The organism is Mesorhizobium sp. PL10 (assembly GCF_053714315.1).
Genome location: NZ_JBSKBR010000024.1, coordinates 29,687 through 47,912 on the forward strand (window position 1 = coordinate 29,687; position 18,226 = coordinate 47,912).

Annotated in this window: 24 protein-coding genes; 10 read left to right on the forward strand and 14 right to left on the reverse strand. The window is 60.7% G+C overall.

The genetic code is table 11. The features are described from left to right. The first annotated feature begins 101 nt into the window (after positions 1 to 101). From ACWGTO_RS27340 to ACWGTO_RS27350, 3 genes are all read left to right on the forward strand, one after another. Positions 102 to 797 (forward strand): RNA polymerase sigma factor, encoded by a 696-nt coding sequence (locus ACWGTO_RS27340; protein WP_454577911.1) that lies wholly within the window; start codon positions 102 to 104, stop codon positions 795 to 797. 111 nt (positions 798 to 908) lie between these two features. Further along, positions 909 to 1,433: a DUF4142 domain-containing protein gene (locus tag ACWGTO_RS27345; protein ID WP_454577912.1), complete on the forward strand. Its 525-nt coding sequence runs from the start codon at positions 909 to 911 to the stop codon at positions 1,431 to 1,433. Positions 1,434 to 1,443: 10 nt separating this feature from the next. After that, the gene (locus ACWGTO_RS27350; RefSeq protein ID WP_454577913.1) at positions 1,444 to 1,752 is read left to right on the forward strand and encodes a cupredoxin domain-containing protein; all 309 of its coding nucleotides are present in this window, start codon (positions 1,444 to 1,446) and stop codon (positions 1,750 to 1,752) included. Here the strand turns inward: ACWGTO_RS27350 and ACWGTO_RS27355 are convergent. Next, positions 1,749 to 2,612 carry a crotonase/enoyl-CoA hydratase family protein gene (locus ACWGTO_RS27355; protein ID WP_454577914.1) on the reverse strand — a complete coding sequence of 288 codons (864 nt, stop codon included), beginning with the start codon at positions 2,610 to 2,612 and terminating at the stop codon, positions 1,749 to 1,751. The genes ACWGTO_RS27350 and ACWGTO_RS27355 overlap by 4 nt on opposite strands. Before the next feature lie 83 nt (positions 2,613 to 2,695). On the opposite strand from ACWGTO_RS27355, the gene ACWGTO_RS27360 reads away from it, so the two are divergent. Continuing rightward, entirely contained in the window at positions 2,696 to 3,286 is a 591-nt protein-coding gene (locus ACWGTO_RS27360) for a TetR/AcrR family transcriptional regulator (protein ID WP_454577915.1), read from the forward strand. Here the strand turns inward: ACWGTO_RS27360 and ACWGTO_RS27365 are convergent. Both ACWGTO_RS27365 and ACWGTO_RS27370 read right to left on the reverse strand, forming a co-directional pair. Next, positions 3,283 to 4,509 carry an anion transporter gene (locus tag ACWGTO_RS27365; RefSeq protein ID WP_454577916.1) on the reverse strand — a complete coding sequence of 409 codons (1,227 nt, stop codon included), beginning with the start codon at positions 4,507 to 4,509 and terminating at the stop codon, positions 3,283 to 3,285. The two genes, ACWGTO_RS27360 and ACWGTO_RS27365, sit on opposite strands and share 4 nt — an antisense overlap. A gap of 799 nt (positions 4,510 to 5,308) precedes the next feature. Continuing rightward, positions 5,309 to 5,545, reverse strand: a complete 237-nt coding sequence (locus ACWGTO_RS27370) for a hypothetical protein (protein WP_454577917.1) — start codon at positions 5,543 to 5,545, stop codon at positions 5,309 to 5,311. Between the two features lie 227 nt (positions 5,546 to 5,772). Between ACWGTO_RS27370 and ACWGTO_RS27375 the strand changes: the two genes are divergently transcribed. Beyond that, positions 5,773 to 6,177 (forward strand): hypothetical protein, encoded by a 405-nt coding sequence (locus ACWGTO_RS27375; RefSeq protein WP_454577918.1) that lies wholly within the window; start codon positions 5,773 to 5,775, stop codon positions 6,175 to 6,177. Here the strand turns inward: ACWGTO_RS27375 and ACWGTO_RS27380 are convergent. Continuing rightward, complete coding sequence (locus ACWGTO_RS27380) at positions 6,174 to 7,670, reverse strand: PAS domain S-box protein (protein WP_454577953.1); 1,497 nt, start codon at positions 7,668 to 7,670, stop codon at positions 6,174 to 6,176. The genes ACWGTO_RS27375 and ACWGTO_RS27380 overlap by 4 nt on opposite strands. A 154-nt stretch (positions 7,671 to 7,824) precedes the next feature. Between ACWGTO_RS27380 and ACWGTO_RS27385 the strand changes: the two genes are divergently transcribed. The 4 genes from ACWGTO_RS27385 to ACWGTO_RS27400 all read left to right on the forward strand — a co-directional run bounded on the left by ACWGTO_RS27385 (position 7,825) and on the right by ACWGTO_RS27400 (position 10,169). Further along, positions 7,825 to 7,992 (forward strand): Thivi_2564 family membrane protein, encoded by a 168-nt coding sequence (locus ACWGTO_RS27385; protein WP_023694668.1) that lies wholly within the window; start codon positions 7,825 to 7,827, stop codon positions 7,990 to 7,992. A 446-nt stretch (positions 7,993 to 8,438) separates the two neighbouring features. Continuing rightward, positions 8,439 to 8,918, forward strand: coding sequence for a GFA family protein (locus ACWGTO_RS27390; protein ID WP_454577919.1), 480 nt, complete (start codon positions 8,439 to 8,441; stop codon positions 8,916 to 8,918). A gap of 417 nt (positions 8,919 to 9,335) precedes the next feature. After that, positions 9,336 to 9,908, forward strand: coding sequence for a hypothetical protein (locus tag ACWGTO_RS27395; RefSeq protein ID WP_454577920.1), 573 nt, complete (start codon positions 9,336 to 9,338; stop codon positions 9,906 to 9,908). Between the two features lie 66 nt (positions 9,909 to 9,974). Continuing rightward, positions 9,975 to 10,169, forward strand: a complete 195-nt coding sequence (locus tag ACWGTO_RS27400; protein WP_112562371.1) for a hypothetical protein — start codon at positions 9,975 to 9,977, stop codon at positions 10,167 to 10,169. 74 nt (positions 10,170 to 10,243) lie between these two features. Here ACWGTO_RS27400 and waaF read toward each other — a convergent pair whose 3' ends face one another. From waaF to ACWGTO_RS27440, 8 genes are all read right to left on the reverse strand, one after another. Beyond that, the gene (gene waaF, locus ACWGTO_RS27405) at positions 10,244 to 11,266 is read right to left on the reverse strand and encodes a lipopolysaccharide heptosyltransferase II (protein WP_454577921.1); all 1,023 of its coding nucleotides are present in this window, start codon (positions 11,264 to 11,266) and stop codon (positions 10,244 to 10,246) included. Continuing rightward, positions 11,263 to 12,204, reverse strand: coding sequence for a glycosyltransferase (locus ACWGTO_RS27410; RefSeq protein ID WP_454577922.1), 942 nt, complete (start codon positions 12,202 to 12,204; stop codon positions 11,263 to 11,265). The genes waaF and ACWGTO_RS27410 overlap by 4 nt, the downstream gene beginning before the upstream one ends. Positions 12,205 to 12,633: 429 nt before the next feature. After that, on the reverse strand, positions 12,634 to 13,152 hold the full coding sequence (gene msrA, locus ACWGTO_RS27415) for a peptide-methionine (S)-S-oxide reductase MsrA (RefSeq protein ID WP_454577923.1): 519 nt from the start codon (positions 13,150 to 13,152) through the stop codon (positions 12,634 to 12,636). Between the two features lie 68 nt (positions 13,153 to 13,220). Next, positions 13,221 to 13,544: a hypothetical protein gene (locus ACWGTO_RS27420; protein ID WP_454577954.1), complete on the reverse strand. Its 324-nt coding sequence runs from the start codon at positions 13,542 to 13,544 to the stop codon at positions 13,221 to 13,223. After that, positions 13,544 to 13,735 carry a hypothetical protein gene (locus ACWGTO_RS27425; RefSeq protein WP_454577924.1) on the reverse strand — a complete coding sequence of 64 codons (192 nt, stop codon included), beginning with the start codon at positions 13,733 to 13,735 and terminating at the stop codon, positions 13,544 to 13,546. Before ACWGTO_RS27425 ends, ACWGTO_RS27420 begins: the two co-directional genes overlap by 1 nt. Then, positions 13,720 to 13,959, reverse strand: a complete 240-nt coding sequence (locus ACWGTO_RS27430) for an ABC transporter permease (RefSeq protein WP_454577925.1) — start codon at positions 13,957 to 13,959, stop codon at positions 13,720 to 13,722. Before ACWGTO_RS27430 ends, ACWGTO_RS27425 begins: the two co-directional genes overlap by 16 nt. A gap of 96 nt (positions 13,960 to 14,055) precedes the next feature. After that, complete coding sequence (locus tag ACWGTO_RS27435; RefSeq protein ID WP_454577926.1) at positions 14,056 to 14,259, reverse strand: hypothetical protein; 204 nt, start codon at positions 14,257 to 14,259, stop codon at positions 14,056 to 14,058. Next, positions 14,256 to 14,945: a glycoside hydrolase family 108 protein gene (locus ACWGTO_RS27440; protein ID WP_454577927.1), complete on the reverse strand. Its 690-nt coding sequence runs from the start codon at positions 14,943 to 14,945 to the stop codon at positions 14,256 to 14,258. Before ACWGTO_RS27440 ends, ACWGTO_RS27435 begins: the two co-directional genes overlap by 4 nt. 37 nt (positions 14,946 to 14,982) lie before the next feature. On the opposite strand from ACWGTO_RS27440, the gene ACWGTO_RS27445 reads away from it, so the two are divergent. Beyond that, positions 14,983 to 15,951, forward strand: a complete 969-nt coding sequence (locus ACWGTO_RS27445) for a glycosyltransferase family 8 protein (RefSeq protein ID WP_454577928.1) — start codon at positions 14,983 to 14,985, stop codon at positions 15,949 to 15,951. On the opposite strand, the gene ACWGTO_RS27450 is transcribed toward ACWGTO_RS27445, so the two are convergent. Both ACWGTO_RS27450 and ACWGTO_RS27455 read right to left on the reverse strand, forming a co-directional pair. Then, a complete protein-coding gene (locus ACWGTO_RS27450) occupies positions 15,908 to 16,336 on the reverse strand; it encodes a hypothetical protein (RefSeq protein WP_454577929.1) in 429 nt (142 codons plus the stop codon). The genes ACWGTO_RS27445 and ACWGTO_RS27450 overlap by 44 nt on opposite strands. A gap of 185 nt (positions 16,337 to 16,521) precedes the next feature. Beyond that, a complete protein-coding gene (locus tag ACWGTO_RS27455) occupies positions 16,522 to 18,213 on the reverse strand; it encodes a portal protein (RefSeq protein WP_454577930.1) in 1,692 nt (563 codons plus the stop codon). Positions 18,214 to 18,226: the final 13 nt, after the last annotated feature.

An 18,226-nucleotide genomic window follows, 5' to 3' on the forward strand; every position in this document is an offset into this window, starting at 1 on the left:
ATAGGCGGCTTTAGGCAGACTGGCAGAAACAAGCCGGGAACCTTTCCCTGGCCTGCGAGTCCAATGTCCAGGCCAAGCATCTGTCTGGAGGTCCGGTCACGATGAACAAGTTTGCAATACAAGCCGCGGCATCCGACACTGTGTCAGGCGACATGGCGCTGGTGCGCCGGGCGATGGCGCGCGAGGCCGGCGCCTTCCGCGCCATTGTCAAGACGCACAACCAGCGTCTCTACCGCATCGCCCGCGGCGTGGTGCGCAATGACGCGGAGGCCGAGGACATCGTCCAGGAGGCCTACGTCAGGGCCTTCGCCAGTCTAGGCGCCTTTCGCGGCGATGCCTTGCTGTCGACCTGGCTGTCGCGCATCGTTATTAACGAGGCGCTGGGCCGGCTGCGCAAGTCCAAACGCCTGGTTTCGATGCCAGAAAATCCGGAAGCGCAGATCATCCGCTTCCCTTTGAACGCAAGTGATTGGAACTCAGGCGACGATCCGGAGCGGACAATGGCGCAGCGGCAGATTCTCGGGCTTGTCGAACGGGCGACCGACAGCCTTCCCGATGTTTACCGCACCGTCTTCGTGGCGCGTGTCATCGAAGGGCTGAGCATTGAGGAGACTGCTGATCTTCTCGGCGTCAAGCCAGAGACCGTCAAGACCAGGCTGCACCGCGCCCGCGGGCTTTTGCGCAAGGCGCTGGACGACGAGATCGGCCCGGTGCTGCTCGATGCCTTCCCCTTCGCCGGCAGGCGCTGCCAGCGGCTGACCGAGACGGTCATGAAAAGGCTTGGTTTCAAGGACTGAGGTGGCCGAGCCAGACACCCTTTTCTGGGAACGTTTCGCGCTCCGCGGCATCCAATCATCGTCAACCCAGATGAAGCCCGCTGCCATTCGGATCCGGGCCAAGGAGATGCCATGTTTACCCGACAGACTGTTGCCCTCGCCACCCTGCTCCTCATCGGCGTCACGCCACTGGCGCAGGCGGCCGACAAACCGACCGATCCGCAGATAGCCCATATCGCTTATACCGCCGATATAATCGATATCGAAGCCGCCAAGTTGGCAATCGAGAAGTCGAAGACCAAAGAGGTTGTCGATTTTGCCAACGACATGGTGCGCGACCACGAAGCCGTGAACGTTCAGGCGCTCGACCTGGTCAAAAAGCTGAATGTCACGCCTGAGGACAATGCCACCAGCCAGGCGCTGGCCAAGGCGGCCGCCGACGAACGGGCCAAGCTCGCCAAGCTTGAGGGCGCCGAATTCGACAAGGCCTATGTCGAGAACGAGGTTGCCTATCACAAGCAGGTCAATGGAGCGCTAGAAACCCTGCTGATCCCGTCGGCTCAGAATGCCGAGTTGAAGAGCCTGCTGGAGACCGGCCTGAAGATATTCCAGGGCCACGAACAGCATGCCGAACATGTCGCCGGCATGCTGAAGTAAGAGCAGGAGCATGTCGAAACGACTTCTGTGGATTGCAGTGGCGCTCACCATCGGTATCGTCCCGGTGCAAGCCGAAACCATCCAGGTCACCATCGACAAGCTGGCGTTCTGGCCGACGAATGTCGAGGCTAAGGTTGGCGACACGATTGAGTGGGTGAACAAGGACGCGTTCACCCACACGGCGACGGTCAAAGGCGGTTGGGAGGTGATGATCCTGCCCAAGAAGACGGCCAGCCGCACGCTGACGGCAGCCGACACCGTCGACTATTTCTGCCGCTTTCACCCCAATATGAAAGGGCATCTGACAGTGTCGCCTTAACGCGATCCTGCAGGCAGGTCGTGCTCCAGCGCGACCCGCCTCGCCTCGTCCGGCCGCGTGATATGCGTCCACGAGCCGTCATGGCCTGGCTCTCGGCGCTGGATCCAGGCATCCAGCCCTTCGCGCAGATCGGCTGTCGAGGCCATGCGGGCAAACTGCTCGGCCTCGACCAGCAAACCCTCCGCTATGCTTTGGTTGAGGCCGCGCGCCACTGCGGTGAGAATCGAGGCAATTGCTGCCGGCGAGTGTCTGACGATGCGTCGAGCGAGATCGAGCGCGGCCGGTATCAGCTGCTCATGCGGCACCACCTCGTTGACCAAGCCGAGTTCGAGGGCGCGCGGCGGCGGAAACCAATCGCCGGTCAACAGCAACTCCAGCGCATGCTTGCGTCCGGCCAGCCTCGGCAGCCGCTGCGTGCCGCCGAAGGCAGGCAGCATTGCGAGGTTGATCTCAGGTTTGGCGAACAAGGCGCGGTCGCTGGCGATGGCGAGCGGCACGGCTTCGGTGATCTCGCAGCCGCCGCCAAAAGCGATGCCGTTGACTGCGGCGATGACCGGCTTGCGGAAGGCTTCCAGCCTTGCCGTCAGCCGCTGTCCGCGCATGACGAAATCGCGCAAGGCGACATCAGCGCCATTGGCCACACTGCCCGAGAATTCATGGATGTCGCCGCCGGCGGAGAAGGCGCGCTCTCCTGCTCCGGTGAGGATGATGGCGCGGATGGCATCGTCTATCTCCATCGCATCCAGGAGCGCAAGCAAACGATCGATCAACGCATAGTTCAATGCGTTGAGTTTTTGGGGGCGATTGAGTGTGAGGATGGCGATCCCATTGCGGGCTTCGACAAGCACAAGCTCGGTCATGTCTCTTCCCTTCCCTGCATTTATCATCGGAAAGGATCAGGCTTTCGATTGTATGTATATTCACTAGTCGGTATACTTGATGGATGAGCGAAGCACCGATCCCCACCCGCAAACGCATTGTCGATGCCGCAACGAAGCTGTTCTATGCCGAAGGGATCGGCCGTGTCAGCGTCGATGCCGTGGCTGAAAAAGCTGGGCTCACCAAGCGCACGCTCTACTATCACTTCAAGAGCAAGGACGATCTGATCGCCGCCTATCTCGACGGTCGCGACCAGCCGAACATCAGGCAGATGGCCGGTTGGTTCGAGGCAGCCGACGGTGATGTCGAGCGCAAGGTCGAAGCGATCTTCACCAATCTGGCGCAGGTGGCGAAGAATCCGAAATGGAAAGGCTGCGGCTTTCTGCGCACGGCAGCCGAACTCGCTTCAATGCCCGGACATCCCGCCGTCAAGGCCGGGTCACGGCACAAGAAGAATTTCGAGACCTGGCTGACCGGTGAGCTCTCCGGCCACGGCGTCGCAGAGCCGCAGACCCTGGCGCGCGAAATCGTGCTTTTGATGGACGGCGCCTTCTCGATCATGCTGATCCACCGCAACCCCGACTATGTCGAGGCGGCGGGACATGCCGCTGCAACGCTGGTTCGGGCACGGTCGGGACGAAACACCGGCTCCTAAAAGCCAGCCGCCAGCCAGGCCGTGCCGGCAGCAAGGGTCAGCAGCGTCAACGGCAGGCCGACCTTGAAGAAGGCTGTGAAGGACAGCTGTTTGCCAGCGGCCCGCGCCTGTTCGGCGACGATCAAATTGGCGACCGAGCCGAGCAAGGTGAAGTTGCCTGCCAGCGTCGAACTCATGGCAACCACCAGCCAGGCCCGCTCGGGGTTTTCAAGGCCGGGTATGAACGGCCTCAGCGCCAGTACCGCCGGAACATTGCTCATGATGTTGGAAAGCACAGCCGTAAAGCCGGACAGCCGCCAGACGTCGTCCAGGCCAAGGTTCCTGGCGGAAGCGATCATATCAGGCGTGAGCAGTGTTTTCTCGGCGCCAGCGACCACAATGAACAGGCCGGCGAACATGAACAGCAGCGGCCCGTCTATCTCACGGTAGATTCGTGCGGGCTTGATAGCGCGGGTGAGCAGCAGGATGGCGCCGCCGATGAGTGCTGCCTTGGCAACCGCAACGCCGGCGAAGAACGCGACCGCCAGGCCGAGGCAGACAATGACCGCCTTCAGCACCTGTCCGGGCAGCATGCGGCCGCGATAGACTTCCGGGCTGAGTTCGGCACTGCGCGCGAATTCGCTGCGGTAGACGATGCGCACGATGACGATGACGGCGACGAGGCCGAACAGGGCAACCGGCGCAAGCGCGGTCGAAAAGGCCGGATAGGAAATTCCCGACAGCGCGCCGATGACCATGTTCTGCGGGTTGCCGGTGATGGTAGCGACGCTGCCGCAGTTGGACGCGGTGGCGGTAGCGATCAGATAGGGAATGGGATTGCGGTTGATGACACGGGTGACGTGGACGACAATTGGCGCCATGACCAGGCAGATCGCGTCGTTGACCAGAAACGCCGACAGGACGCCGGTGAGGAGCGTCACCATCACCAGAAGTATGAACGGCGCGTGCGCATGCTCGATAGCGTAGGCGCCGAGGGCCCGGAAGGCACCCGAGACCTTCAAATGTGCAACGACGATCATCATACCGAGCAGCAGCGTGATGGTGTCGAAATTGATGGCGCGATAGGCGTCTTCCATACTGAGCGCGCCGATGGCGATCATCGCCGCACCGCCGAGCAAGGCGATCCCTGCCCGGTCGAGACGCAGGCCCGGGATGCGGCCGATGGCAACGCCGGCATAGGTCAGGATGAGGATCAGCAATGCCGCGGCGCCCATCGATGTCATGGCAGACCATTCCTGTTCAAACGAACCGACGCCGGAATGGATTGTTCCCGCTCAGGCATTGGCCGCGCAGCTTTAACGCCGCTCCAGCAAAGCGAAAGCGCCTATGATCATCCGGATGTGAAAATCGGTGGGCAAAATCACGGGCCGATCGACGCCGGGAGCGGCCGGAACATTGTCCTGACAACGGCCGAGATTGCGAATGAGACAAGCGCTGTGGCCTGCCGCGGCCCGACATTTCCATTCGCGAAGCTTCGCTGTTGCCAAGGTCATGGATTATATAATTAAATTCTAATTTATCCTTTTCGGGTATGGATAGCTTAGCCGTATTTCGGCCTTGGGGTTTTCAGATGGTCCTTGAGAGGGAATGCCGCGTTTCGGAGAACGACACCTTACTTACGCGCCCGATGGAATGTTCGCGTTGCCAAGGAGCCCGCAAGGTCTTTGTCTGCGCCCGGTGGATGAGTTCGAATGGCCATTGCTGCCCCGGAGGAACACACCGGCTCAGCTGCCCAGGTCACAGTGTCGCGTGCCTGGAGTGCGGCGGACGGGACTCGTGAGCTGATTTGAAAACGATCCCGACAAGGTTGGCGTGAGACGTCCAGCATGTTCCGTTTCGGCGTGCCGGTGCGCAAATCTCGCGGAAACGAAAAAAGCCGGCCCCGGCGAACCGGAGCGGGCTTACAGCCATAGCGCTAAGTGTCCCGGCGCGAGCAGGCCGCGAGCGTTTTCCGCTACACGGCCGCATATAACTGATGACGGCACTTCCAGACGAGGCGATCGATGGTTGGTCGCCGCCGGATTACTCGCCCGACTGTGCGTCGCCATTGGCGCTGCTGCTCAGAATTCCAAAGTCCTGCGACTTTGTTCCTTGTCCAGCAGTCAGGAATCCATCCGCATCCAGGCCGCGCCGCAGCAATTCCCGCACTGCCGCGGACCGGCTTGGCATGCGCTTTTCGAAGCGCCAGTTTTCCAAGGCAGCCAATTCCTCGGCTGTCAGCATGATCTGCAATCGCTCCGGTCGTTCCAGATCGGCCATTTTGCGCTCCAACCGCCGGGACCAAAATAAGACGAGTTAGTATGTGCCTCAGGAACAGTATAATTAGTACTGTCCGCATAGCGCGTCAAGAGCGGCTGATTGGCAACCGACATTCAAGACCAACGATGCGAACGAAGCGTCGATTGCACAACCCTCATCATCTACTAACTAATTGATTTATTTGTGTATATTTACGATTTTGCTTGCCATCCGATATTGGTGGGCGCATGTTGATCAAGAAGGACAAACGGCTCCTGAAAGGGAGGGGTTCCATGCGATACGGATATTCAGCTCAGCTGCGGGAGGATCTCAATTCACGGGTCCTGGCGGCCCTACGATCCCGCGGAATGGTCAACATCGCTAGTGTGGCAGAGGACGTGCGAACGCATAATTTGGACGAGAACGTCGCTCTTGAGGACGTCGAGCGGCTCGTGATGCAAGTGGCCCAACTCTATGGCGCGGCGATGGAACTCGACGGCCTGACTGCCGTCGAGGCGGGGAGATTCACCCCGCATGCGGACGATCCGCGCGAACTGCATGGCATCGACAGGTGCGACTCCGTCAGTGGCCAGGCTGCGCCACCTACCATATGGAAGGATAAGCGCGTGCGCGGAGAGCGCGAGCCGCTTTAATCCGCTACAATATCGGCGAAAGAGGTTTGGACGGAGGCCAACGGCGCTTCGAGAGTCCAGACTACACCGTCTTCTTTGAACTCCAACAGTCCGGTGCCGCTGAGAGCCAGTGGCGCAACCCGCTTAAGCACAACAGAGCCGAAACCACGGCGCGCAATTACGCCCAGGCGCGGCCCGTCCAGCTCACACCATATCAGACGAAAGATTTCGGCGCCGTTGGCTGCCCGTATCACGTCCCATTCGACTTCGACTCGTCCGCCGTGGCGCGAAAGTGCTCCGTGCTTTGCCGAATTGGTGGCCAGCTCGTGGAAGGCGATGCCGAGATACTGGACGGCATTTGGCTGAAGTGTGATCGCTGGTCCAGCCATCGACAGGCGATCCTGCGCCGCAAAAGCGTTGAGTTGCGCTTTGATCAAGTCGCCAACGGTGGCGCCGCGCCATTCAGCGTCGACCAGGAGATCATGGGATTGCGAAAGCGCCGAGATGCGCTCTCGCACCTGCTCTAGAAAAATCGCCGGCGTGCCAGCCGATTTGCTGGTCTCGCGGATCATCGAAATGATGACCGAATATTGGTTCTTCACGCGATGGTTGACTTCACGCATAAGCAGGCGGATACGCCGCTCGCTTTCCTTGTGAGAGCTGATGTCGCGGGCGATCTTGGAAGCGCCGATGATACGCCCGATGCCATCGCGGATCGGCGAGATGGTCAGCGAGACCGGGATGGGGGTGCCGCCCTTGCGCAAGCGAATGGTCTCGTATGTCGGCACGCGCTCTCCGGCACGTATGCGGGAGATGATCGAGGTCTCCTCGCCGAGACGGTCAGGCGGAATGAGCATTGTCACCGGCCGGCCGATTGCCTCGGAGGGCGTGTAGCCGAACAAATGTTCCGCCGCATCGTTCCAGCTGGTGATGATGCCGTTGATGTCTTTCGAAACGATCGCGTCCATGGACGATTCGACAATCGCGGCCAGTCGCATTCGCGCCTCGTCGGCCTGCGTCTGCATGCGCAGATCGAGCAGCGTGTTGATGGCGCCGACAACCTGACCCGATTCGTTGCGAAGCAGGCGGGGGTAAGCCCTGAACGGAATGAGTTCGCCATCTGGCTGCTCCGCAATTGCCTGGCCCCACGGAATATCGCGTTCTTCCAGCATGGAAACCGCCATTGGGCACTCGCCATGCGCCATCGGCCGGCCGTCGAAATGACGGAGCTTCCACGAGCCGCACCACAGGTCTGTGCCAATAACCGGCTTATGTCCCCACAGATCGGCCGCGGCATCGTTGAAGAATGTGATACGGCCCTGTCTGTCGATGGTGTAGACAGCGACCGGGAGCGCCCGCATCAGATCGGCGGAGGGAAATCCCGCAATTCCTGCCTCCATTTGTTGGATGGAGTCCGCATGTTCCCCTGCCACGTAATCCCCTGTCTGTTCGATTTTCAACGGCCTACATCGACCACTGAATGCGCGCGAGAGGTTTCGGTTCCAGCCCGACACCAACTCTGGTCTCGGCGGCGGCAATTGTGGCCGCCGGAGCAATGTTGCGGCCGTGCTTTCGAACCATCCCCTTCGCGCTGACAGGAACCAATCGACAGTCCAAGCGTTTGCGGCTGCGTACTTTTTTCAGATATAGCCAAATGGAGTGAGGGACATGGCTTCATCGGTACTTATCGGCATCCTGATCACCTTTCTGGTGATCATCCTGGTGCTCTATCTCGTCCAGCGCTTGCCTCTCGATGGCCGCACGAGACAGATCGCGCAGATCGTTGTCATCATCATCGGCATCATTTCGTTGCTGAAATATCTGGCGGTGTTCTAGTATAGGACCGCTATGACATTCCAAAGGCTCGCATGGATCGTCGCAACAGCGTTGGTTGCCGCAACAACCACGGCATACGCGCGACCGGACACGCGCACGATGACTTGCGATGAGACGCAGCGCCTGATCCAGAGCCATCGCTCGGCGGTGCTGACGACAGGCCGAAACACTTACGATCGCTACGTCCGCCAATTCGGCAACGACTGCGACTGGCCGGAGGTGCCAGTCGCCGCCTCCGTTCCAACACGTGATGGGCAATGCCGCGTCTATTGGTGCCGGGAGCCGGTGTTCGACTTTCCGAACGGATAGAACCAACTGGGTGCTGAGGGCGCCAGCAAACGCAGTCCGGGCGGCGACATGGAACCCTTGCGCTCCGCGTGAATTGATTCTGCGCATGGCGCTGCGAGGTATAGCGGTGTGATGCCCAACAAGTCGGAGGAGCGGTCATGGCCAATGATACGAGGCGAAGCGGCAGCTGCCTTTGCGGCGGCATCCAGTTTTCGGTGATGGGGGACCCGTTTCGGGTTGGCCTTTGCCATTGCAAGGACTGCCGGAAGGCGAGCGGGTCGACTTTTTCGGCATTCGCGGTGTGGCCGCTCGAGGCGTTTGAAACGGCGGGTATCGTCAGCAGCTATGGCGACAGAAGCTTTTGCCCAACCTGTGGCGGCCGGGTCCCTTTGGTTCGTGAGAATGAGGTCGAGGTGACGATTGGCAGCCTCGATGAGGTTCCCATCGAAGGACTGGAGCCCAGCTATGAACTCTGGGTCAACCGGCGCGAACACTGGTTGCAACCGTTGCCTGGTGCCCGGCAGTTCGAGCATGACCGTGTGGAAGACGAGGCGAAAAACGATGGCCTGACAGCTGATCTGATTCCTGACGGGGCCGAGACACTCGCAAGCAACTTGCCGCAACGCAAATTGGCCTAGCGCACGCGATGCAGACGGCCTTGGCCGGTCGACAAGCAGGAATTCGCTCTCGAACACCGCCCGATGCGCTGTCCGATCGCCGCGCAACCATGGGAAGGCCCATGGCTGGCTCCAGGCAAGTGTCCTTTTGCAACCGGCGATCGATCTACTGGGGGGTTGGCTGCGGTCACTTGGATTTCGTCTTGCGGTTGCAGAGCAGCGCTGCGTTTTGTTTAAAAACGAGAGCTTAGACCACGCAAAATGGTTACGTCAATTAAGCTGCCCAAGTATGTTTTTGGCATGACATAACGAAATCTTGTCACCTCGTACAAAAGGACAATTTGTTTATTTCCTTTTTTGTTACACAGTGTGGCGAATCTTAACGCCGAATGGGCGGTTTTCATGCAGCCAGCGCCTGGGCAGGGTTGCGGTCCGCACGTGCAGTATCCACCGATTGACGGGTTCTGGACCTGGGTTATCAAGCGCAACCGTGTTTACGGCGACGCCAATCTTTCCGACCATCTCGGGCTGACGCTCGACGAGTTTTCGCATGACGCATCGATCGAAAGATGCATGCAGAGCGTCGGCGCCGAAGATCGACTCCGTGTGCATGAGGCGCAAATCGGCTTGGAGCAGACCTTGTTAGCTTGTGCGGGAAACCTTGCCGAGGCCGCGGAGTTCAGCCGTCACCATGCGGGCAAAATGGCTTTGAGGCGAGCGGCGCTCCAGCAGGGCGGCGCGCTCAAGAGCAGCGTCGCCGTAAAACTTGACCAACACAGCCGCGGCGCTGGCGGCGTCGCCCCTGAGCTGGCCAAGATCGTGCCCGTCCCGATTGGACGATACGCTGCCGGCAATGACGTCCAGCATGGCCTGCAACTTGTCGGAGAAACTGCCCTCGTCTTCGTGCATCGTCGCGGTCCGATTGGCGGCGCAAAATATCGACATTTTTGCAAAAAGCGCAATAGGTTCGTTGATCGAGCGCTAATACAACCTGATACAGCTCCACCGTGAGCTTCACCGCAATCTTCATGCAAGCATAGCCAGCGCAAAGTTCATGCGCAGACATTGGGGGCACCGATGAACCAGCCGAGCAAGATGGAGAACCTGCAGTTCGCGCAAGGGATACTGCGGGAACTTCGGCAGAAAGCCGAAGCCGATGGCGAGAAGCTTCTGACCTATCTCATCGACATGGCTTACCTTGAAGCCAGCGATCGCATTCGCGCGCACTGGGTCGGCAATCACGAGCCCGAAAGCCGCAGGGCCAAGGGGTAACGCCGAAACGGAGCGATGGCGGCGCCCCTCACGGGCGCGTTTTGGATGAGGCGCTGGAGCCCTCCAAACCACCGTCAGCTGTGAATGCCGGATGAAAGGCCAGCCAGCGCCTCCCTCACCCGGGTTTCGCTGATCCCGCGCGTATCCTTGACCCAGCTGGGCGTCGAGAGCGGTGGCTCGATAAAGCGAACATGGTTGTTTACAGGACCGTGTACGTAGGGGCGATTTAGCCCGTAGATAAGCGCACATGGGACGTTCAGGGCAGCGGCGGCGTGCGAAATGCCGCCATCAACCCCGAGGAATATGGTCGACGCAGCGATCTGGCACATTGCGTCAGCAATCGACGGGGTCGAGGTGAAGTCGATTGCCTCAGGAATGGCGGCGCGGATTTTTGCAGCGCCGGCGCGCTCGCGCGGTCCGCCGACAATCCAGATTGCCCAGCCGCGATCGTGATGGTCCCGGGCGACCGAGATGAAGCGCTCGATGGGCCACGAGCGGAAATTTTCGATGTCTGCCGTATACAGTGCCAGCGCCGGCTGGCCGGCATCGATCTTCTGGCACCGGCGCCATTCGTCCAGCTCGGCCGGATCGACGACAAGCCGGGGCGCCGGCCATTCCGTCCCCGCAGCCGGCTTTTCGCCAAGAGAGGCAATCGAGCAGACCTCCTCGAAGAGCCGCGTCTTGCGCGGGCCGAAAGCCCATAGATGCGCCAACCAGCCGGCAGGGAAGCGATTGAGGAGGCCGAACTGCAATTCCTGCGGATAGCCGACGCGCTCCTTAATGCCGGCCATGAACGCCATCAGCGCCGCCTTGGTGCTGCTGGTCATCAGATAGGCCGTCCCGTAGTTCTCCTTTCGCAACTCGCCGACAAGACGGCCGCGCTCTGCAAAACCTGGCCGCTGATGACGCTTGGCAAGCGCCCAGCCTTTCCGGACATGCGGCATCAGCCGCGCCAGCGGCGCGGCGACCGGTGAGGTGACGACATCGATGGGGCGATCAGGAAATCGCTCGGCAATGATCTGGATGGCGGAGTGGCAACGGACGAAGTCGCCGACTGCCGGAAAGCCGACGAAGAGGATTGGATCACCGGTCGTCAAGGAAGCGCTTCGCCGTCAAGGATGCGGGCATAGAGATCCAGATAGCTACGCGCCGCTTTCTGGATCGGAAATCGCGTCGCAGCCGATTCGCGGCATTGCTGAGGCGTAAGGTCGGCTACGGCTTCGAACGCGGCCGCAAATTCTTCATCGGTCTCAAAGAAGCGCCCACTGTCGGCATCGACGGTCTCGGGCAACGCTCCTCGCGGAGTCGTCAGCACCGGAGTGCCGCACAGCATGGCTTCGACCGGTGCGTTGCCGAACGGCTCCTCCCAGGCGATCGGATTGAGGAAGGCTCGCGCTTCGCCAAGAAGGCGAAGCTTGGGCTCACCGTCAACGATGCCGTGGAAACGGTATCGGCTGCCAAGGCTTTTGAAAAACAGACCTTCGCGGCGGGTCTGACTTCGGCCCAGCAGCTTCCAGCGCGAACCACCGGCTATATCGAGACCGAAGTCGAACTTTTTGGCGAGATCGACGGCGCGGTTGAGGCCTTTGCTCGATCGCGCAATGCCGGCGAGAAACAGCAGGCGGTCGCCCTTTGCGGCAGACAAACGATAGTCGTCTACCGGAAAGCCATTATAGACGAAGGTCTTGCGCCCATGCTGACGTGCATGATTGGCGCTGATAAAGCTCCAGTTCGCAACCGGCATAGGCTGATCCGGCATAAAGCCGCGCTGCGTATTCAGCGTTGGAAATGGCACCTCGACAGGCCAGCTGTGTGTGTGGACGATTTGTGTGTCGCGCGGAATGGCCGCCCGGCATTCGGCATCGGTCGAAGCGTGTCGGACTTCGAAGAGCGGGTGGCTGGAGCCAGGACCGGCGACAACCACGACATGGTGGCCGAGACGAACCATCTCAGTTGCCAGCCATTCGACCTGACGCTGAATCCCGCCGTAACCCCGGCAGGGTATTACGCCCTTCAAAACGAGCGTCACCCGCATTGACCTTGCCTCGCAGTCCTCTCAAAGACGGTTCAGTTGCGTCACGGGCTTGGCATTGTCAAGGTCGAGCCAGAATCGCGAAAAGCCGCGCCCACTGCCAGTGTTGCGCCTCTATCACCGGGTTACGGAATCGTTAATCAGCGCTTGCTACTATGCCCAATGACCAAGAATCTCGGCAATGCATCCAGGACCATCCCCAGGCAACAGCCAAAGAGTTCCGTTCTTGGTCGGCTGGCGCCTGCGCTGTTTCCGCTGGTCGTCGTCGCGCTTGGATACATGATCGGCCATCAATTCTTCGGCTTCTAGGCCAACCCTCTCCAGATGCGCTCGCGGCGGAAACGCCGCGAACAAACGCAAAAAACGCCACACCCTTCGGGTGCGGCGTTCTCAACTCTGAACCGATACCGGTATCGGCCGGTTGTGGCTGGGCTATGAAACTGCCTTTTCGCGGACCGGAAGCTTCCAGCCCGGCCTGACAAAGTGGCAGGTGTAGCCGTTGGGATATTTCTCGAGATAGTCCTGATGCTCGGGCTCGGCCACCCAGAAATCGCCCACCGGCGCCAGTTCGGTGACGACCTTGCCCGGCCATAGCCCGGAGGCATTGACATCGGCAATGGTGTCCTCGGCGACGCGCTTCTGCTCGTCGCTGGTGTAGAAGATCGCCGAGCGATAGCTCATTCCGACATCGTTGCCCTGACGGTTCCTGGTCGTCGGATCGTGGATCTGGAAAAACGATTCGAGCAGCGTGCGAAAGCTGATCCTGGCAGGATCGAAAACGATCTCGATGGCCTCGGCATGGGTGCCGTGGTTGCGGTAGGTAGCGTTGGGCACATCGCCGCCGCTGTAGCCGACACGGGTCGAGATCACGCCGGGATAGCGCCGGATCAAATCCTGCATGCCCCAGAAACAGCCGCCGGCAAGCACTGCACGTTCGGTGGACGTCGCCATATGATACCTCCTTTGGATTGCTCCTTAAGTAGGCATTGTCGCTGGCTTCTTCCAGCACCTCAAGTGCATCACTTGTCGCCGACCGGCCTGAACCGCCGCACGATCACCTCGAAGACGATGTCGGAAATCCACATGGCCGAGACGCCGATCAGGAAGGCGGCGGCGAGCGTCGTGGTGTCGTCGGCGGGATCAGGGATAGGCAACCCTGTCGCCTTGAACCAGGCAACGGCGGGCAGCGTCAGATAGGCCGCCGCCAGCGCGCCGCAGATCGGCGAGGCGATCATCTCGCGCAGCTTGTAGCGATGGCGCGACAGCGCCCGCAGCACACCGCCGGCCAAACCGGCGGCGACGACGGGGCCCTTGATGCCAAGCATGTCGAAGAGGTCATGCATCATGGCCTCCATCCGCAAAGCTTTTGTCCCTTGCGGTTGTGCGCCAAAAGCGCTCTCGCCTCGGCATCCGACAGCGCATCGACGGCTTTGGACGACAGGCGCAGCGGGCTCGTGACCGTGCAGAAGCCGCCCGAAGCAGTCGTGCAACCGGCCAGCGCCGCGAGCAGCGCAATCATCAGCCCCTTGCCCATGATTTCAGCTCCTTTCGAACGGCGTCCGCCGGCAGTGCGCCGATATCGTTCTGCACCTGGTCGGCGACCGCGCGCGCCGCGGCTTCGGCGGCCGCCTGTCTGCCGCGCTCGGCCCTGGCCCCAGCCAGACGCTGGTGAAAGCCCCAGCCCAGGGCGGCAATGACGGATGCGAAGAAGCCCAGCAGCGCTTTGTTGCCGAGCAGGAAGGCCAGCAGCGCGCTCACAGCAGCCACCCGGCGACGATTCCGGCCGCAAAGCCGATGGCATAGGGTCTGGCGGCTTCGAGATAGGCGATGAGCAGTTGTTGAAACCCTTCCATGTCAGTGCTCCCAGCCGAATTTGCGAGAAAGCCAGTGCCAGGTCTCGGTGACTGAGGCGATGGCAAGACCGGCGGCGATTTCCAGACCGGCCTGGATGTCGGGGTCGGAAGAAAACGCTGCCGCGTCATCTGCGCCAAGCAGGCCGCGCGCCACCAGAACACCGGCGCCGTAGCGCAGGATAATGCGGATGAGAACGGCGATCATGTCGGGCTCCTTGCGAAGATGGATTGCAGGATCTGAAACAGCGCCCGCCAGAATGAGAGGCGTTCAGCAGGGGGCATGGCGGGCGCGGACGACGGCGTAATGTCGGGCACGGATGACGGAACGGGCGGACTGGCTGGACCCGGTGGATCCGCCGAGGACGCCGGAGCGGACTGAGAGGCAGACATCAGCAGCGCCTGCGAACGGACCGACCGGACGCGGTCGCTCCAGGCCTTGCCGAAAACCGGCCAGGTCGGCAGCCGTCGCAGGAATGCCAGGCGGGCGTCGCAGAGGTCGTCGATGACTGCGCCCGTCGGCCTGGCGCCGACGGCGCTCAGCGTGGCCGGGCCGACCCTGCCGTCCTGCACCGCGCCTACCGCAGCCTGCAGATATTTCGTCGCCCTGCCCGGCCCGCTGTTCACGGCAAAGTCGAACACGGCATAGTCGACGCCGCCGGGAAGCTCCGCGCCGGCCACCGCATCCCAGTAGAAGCGGCGATAGACCGTCGCCAGCTGAGCGTCGGTAATTTTCTTCAGATCCGCTTTGGTGGCGTCCGCCTTCACGTAGCGACAGAAATTGGCAAGCGTGACGCCCTTCATCGTGGCGCCGCCTGGATCGGCTGGGTTGTCCGACCAGCCGCCTTCGGATTTAAGCACGAGCGAAAGCGCCCGCGCGAAATTGCGGTCCATAGCGTTGCCTCTTTTGCTGCTGTTGGGTTTCAGTTAAATGAGCCGAATGCGCTCATGTTTTTTCTTGGCTACTGACGCCAAATATTTGCCTTACGCCTGCCTGGCAGCGTGTCGTATTCTTGATGTCTCGAAGCCGATCGATGGACATTTGCTCTACACGAGCGCTGATGAAGCCAACCTAGAGACGGCCAAGCGCCTGCTCAATGGCCGCGTGACGCTGGTCGATATCGCCGATTACATGCGCGATCACGGCTTCGCCTTCGGCACTTACAGCATTGCTGCATACGCTCGCCTATTCGCGGATCGCATGCCGATTTTTGAGCACTATGACCGCATTGCCTACACCGACTGCGATGTCCTGTTCAACAGAGACATCGCTGATCTGGTAGGCCAAGAGCTCCGGGCGCCGCTGCTCGCAGCCCACGACGATTACATGTATTTCAGACCCAAATATCGCGAAAAGCTGAACCTCAAGCCGGGCGCTCCATATTTCAATTCTGGCGTCGTCGTTTTCGATATGGCAGCGGTGCGTTCGGGCGGTCTGTTGGAGCAGACTAGGCAGACAGCAACACAAGGCAAGATGAACGATCAAAATGCTCTGAACGTAGCTTTTGAGGGTAAATGGCAGACGATGCATCCGAACTGGAACCTGCAATCACTAGGGACCAGAGAAATACGATTTGCCGATGCATTCGCCCGCCATTTCGCGGGTGGCAAGCCATGGGGCACACAAATCGGTGTTGAGCTCGATGCGCTGAAGGTATGGCGCGATCTGGCAAAGGGCACCCCTTGGGGTAGACCATTTCGCCAACGCATTCCGTTTGAGCGCGGTGTAGTCAAGCGTTTCCGCCGCAGGTTCGATGCTGTGGCCGGCTTACTCGGCGAAGATGTTGCCCGCCGCCGGGCAAAGTATGACGGCACGAAAATGCATAAGATCTACTCAGAACAGGCATTAGCCAACGCTATGGCCATGCAATTTCCGGAGATTGCGGGCGACTTCGCTTAAGGTGCAAGGATCGTAGCCGATCGAGCCCGAGCGCGCGAACCAGTCCAACGGCGTCGGGATCGTCGCAGTAGACCTCCGGGCGGTCGGGAGCGAACCAGCGGGCGAAATAGACCGCGTTGCCTGTCAGCATGGCATAGGCCTGCTGCATTTTGCCGGCGTCGATAATGCGAGCTTGAACGATCGATTTCAGCACCATTTGGCGAACGGTCGGTGCGATACTCCATTTGCCGTTCTGCCAGATCTGCCGTGCATCGTCCGGCGCTTGGGGCACCTCGATCGCGCTATTTGGCGGCTCAGCGCCGTCGAAGCCACCGAGATAGAAACCTTGCGCATCAACGAAATATCTGGTCATTGTTGTTCCTAGGGGTCGTTTGGGGTGATGCATGTTGTTGGGCTTCGCAATTGGATTTGGACTTGGAGTGTCCATCATCGCAGCTTTGAGTGTTTGGGCGGGGATGTTGCCTTTCGACGAGAGGGATTTGTACTAATGTCCTTCTACGTCGCTATGGCTTTAGGCTTAGTTCTCGGCCTCTATTTGCCGTTCTCGCTCGCACGCTGGTACAATCGCCGCTAGACCCAAGCCCTCACAACAATCTTCCAGCTGGCTGGCGTTAGAACAACTCCGCTGCCGCTACCTTTGTTTAGATAATCGGGCGCCGTTGTTCCTATCCTAACGTTCATGTTAGTTGCGTCGGGCCAAACAGCCATGCCTTTATTGCCTGCACCGTTGCTCATATACACGGGGATTTCATCGCCGATCGCCCAGCCGCTGTCGGCTGTAGTGCATTGCAGAAACAACCCGTACAGTTTGGGTTTAGCGCCTAGGCCGTGTGCCAGTGTGAGAAGTCCGCCCAGGGTGATGGTCTGCTGCGCGCTTTCATAGGACTTCGAGAAGGGCAGCCCGGTGATTGCAGCCGCCAGTTCGGCCAAGGTGTCGAGTGAGGCTGACACGCCGCCCAGAACGACATCCATCGCCGCCTTGACAAACCCTGTCGTCGCAAGCTGCGTTGTGTTGGTACCCGGCGCTGCCGTAGGTGCAGCCGGCACTCCCGTGAAGGTCGGGCTCGCTTTCGGCGCCAGGCTCGATACCGCAACCCCGCTGTCCTTGGCCGACTTGCCCGTAGTTCCGTTGAAGGTCGCGATGTTGTCGGCGACGGCGGAGGCCGGGCCGGCTATGAGGTCGCTCGCCTTGATCCCGCTGTCCTTCCCCACCTTGCCCGTCGTGCCGGCGAAGGTGACGATGTTGTCGGTCACCGAGGACGCCGGCCCCGAAAAATCCCCCGTCCCCGTCCCGTCCGCTCCCTTGTCTCCTGCCCGGTCGAACATCAGCCAGATGCCGTTCACCGTCGTCGGCAAGTTGCCGACGCCGCTGATGTAGGTGAGCGTCAGTTTGCGATAGGGATCGCCCTCATAGCGGCGCCAGTTGAAGGTCGACACCGGGAAGGAGCGGAAACCGCTTTCCCTGACGATCTCCTCCTCGTCCTCGATGACGTGCCAGGAGCCGAACGCCATGTCGAGATATTGGGTGCTGCCGCCCTGCCCGTACATCCGGCGCTCGTCGCGCGGCTGGACGCACTGGATCAGCGAGATCTTGGTCTCGCATTTTGCGGGATCGTCGACCAGCGTCTTGATGCGCGCCGGCAGTTTGTCGTAGCCGAGCAGCTGTGCGGCCTGCCTTGCGGTGCGCTCGTAGCGGCGGTGGAAAATATCGACCTGGCCCCAGCGGTTGCGCGCCAGATAGCCTTCGGCCACAGGGATCGAGGCATAGCGGATCAGCGTCGCGCCAAAGCCTTCCTCGGCATAGAGATAGGCCGGGCCGTAGCGCACGACATTGCGCAGGCAGGCCTGCGTCGCCGGCACGAAATTCGAATTGGCGGAATAGCGCAGCGCAAACAGGAAATCGCGCAACCCTTCCGCCCACTCCTTCTCCTCGTCGGTCTCCACGTCATTCATTTCGGCGGTGGTCAGCCCGTGCCACTTTTCCGACTGCGGAATGATCAGGCTTTCCAGCCCGGCGGCGAGCCGGTTGGCGGCCGAGTTGATGGTGTTGGCGTAGACGCGGGACCCGCGTCGCTCCTGCCGCTCGGCCTGCGAAGTCGGCCCGCCGGTGCGCCGCCCGCTCCAGACATCGGGCGCATCGGGATCGCAGAATTCCGCGACCTGCTCCCACACGGCCTCATACTGGCTGCGTTCGGTCTCGAGCTCGGACTGGCGGGAGAGAATATCGCGGGCACGGCTGATCGAGCCCTCTGCATTGGCCATGTGAGGCTCCTGG

Coding starts and splice junctions, on each gene's coding strand:
- ACWGTO_RS27375 (WP_454577918.1), top strand. CDS start 5,773: ATGTTGATCAAGAAGGACAAACGGCTCCTGAAAGGGAGGGGTTCCATG.
- ACWGTO_RS27365 (WP_454577916.1), bottom strand. CDS start 4,509: ATGACATCGATGGGCGCCGCGGCATTGCTGATCCTCATCCTGACCTAT.
- ACWGTO_RS27355 (WP_454577914.1), bottom strand. CDS start 2,612: ATGACCGAGCTTGTGCTTGTCGAAGCCCGCAATGGGATCGCCATCCTC.
- ACWGTO_RS27385 (WP_023694668.1), top strand. CDS start 7,825: ATGGCTTCATCGGTACTTATCGGCATCCTGATCACCTTTCTGGTGATC.
- ACWGTO_RS27370 (WP_454577917.1), bottom strand. CDS start 5,545: ATGGCCGATCTGGAACGACCGGAGCGATTGCAGATCATGCTGACAGCC.
- ACWGTO_RS27340 (WP_454577911.1), top strand. CDS start 102: ATGAACAAGTTTGCAATACAAGCCGCGGCATCCGACACTGTGTCAGGC.
- msrA (WP_454577923.1), bottom strand. CDS start 13,152: ATGGCGACGTCCACCGAACGTGCAGTGCTTGCCGGCGGCTGTTTCTGG.
- ACWGTO_RS27360 (WP_454577915.1), top strand. CDS start 2,696: ATGAGCGAAGCACCGATCCCCACCCGCAAACGCATTGTCGATGCCGCA.
- ACWGTO_RS27350 (WP_454577913.1), top strand. CDS start 1,444: ATGTCGAAACGACTTCTGTGGATTGCAGTGGCGCTCACCATCGGTATC.
- ACWGTO_RS27450 (WP_454577929.1), bottom strand. CDS start 16,336: ATGCATCACCCCAAACGACCCCTAGGAACAACAATGACCAGATATTTC.
- ACWGTO_RS27425 (WP_454577924.1), bottom strand. CDS start 13,735: ATGGGCAAGGGGCTGATGATTGCGCTGCTCGCGGCGCTGGCCGGTTGC.
- ACWGTO_RS27440 (WP_454577927.1), bottom strand. CDS start 14,945: ATGGACCGCAATTTCGCGCGGGCGCTTTCGCTCGTGCTTAAATCCGAA.
- ACWGTO_RS27390 (WP_454577919.1), top strand. CDS start 8,439: ATGGCCAATGATACGAGGCGAAGCGGCAGCTGCCTTTGCGGCGGCATC.
- ACWGTO_RS27400 (WP_112562371.1), top strand. CDS start 9,975: ATGAACCAGCCGAGCAAGATGGAGAACCTGCAGTTCGCGCAAGGGATA.
- ACWGTO_RS27420 (WP_454577954.1), bottom strand. CDS start 13,544: ATGCATGACCTCTTCGACATGCTTGGCATCAAGGGCCCCGTCGTCGCC.
- ACWGTO_RS27410 (WP_454577922.1), bottom strand. CDS start 12,204: ATGCGGGTGACGCTCGTTTTGAAGGGCGTAATACCCTGCCGGGGTTAC.
- ACWGTO_RS27445 (WP_454577928.1), top strand. CDS start 14,983: ATGAGCCGAATGCGCTCATGTTTTTTCTTGGCTACTGACGCCAAATAT.
- ACWGTO_RS27435 (WP_454577926.1), bottom strand. CDS start 14,259: ATGATCGCCGTTCTCATCCGCATTATCCTGCGCTACGGCGCCGGTGTT.
- ACWGTO_RS27455 (WP_454577930.1), bottom strand. CDS start 18,213: ATGGCCAATGCAGAGGGCTCGATCAGCCGTGCCCGCGATATTCTCTCC.
- ACWGTO_RS27345 (WP_454577912.1), top strand. CDS start 909: ATGTTTACCCGACAGACTGTTGCCCTCGCCACCCTGCTCCTCATCGGC.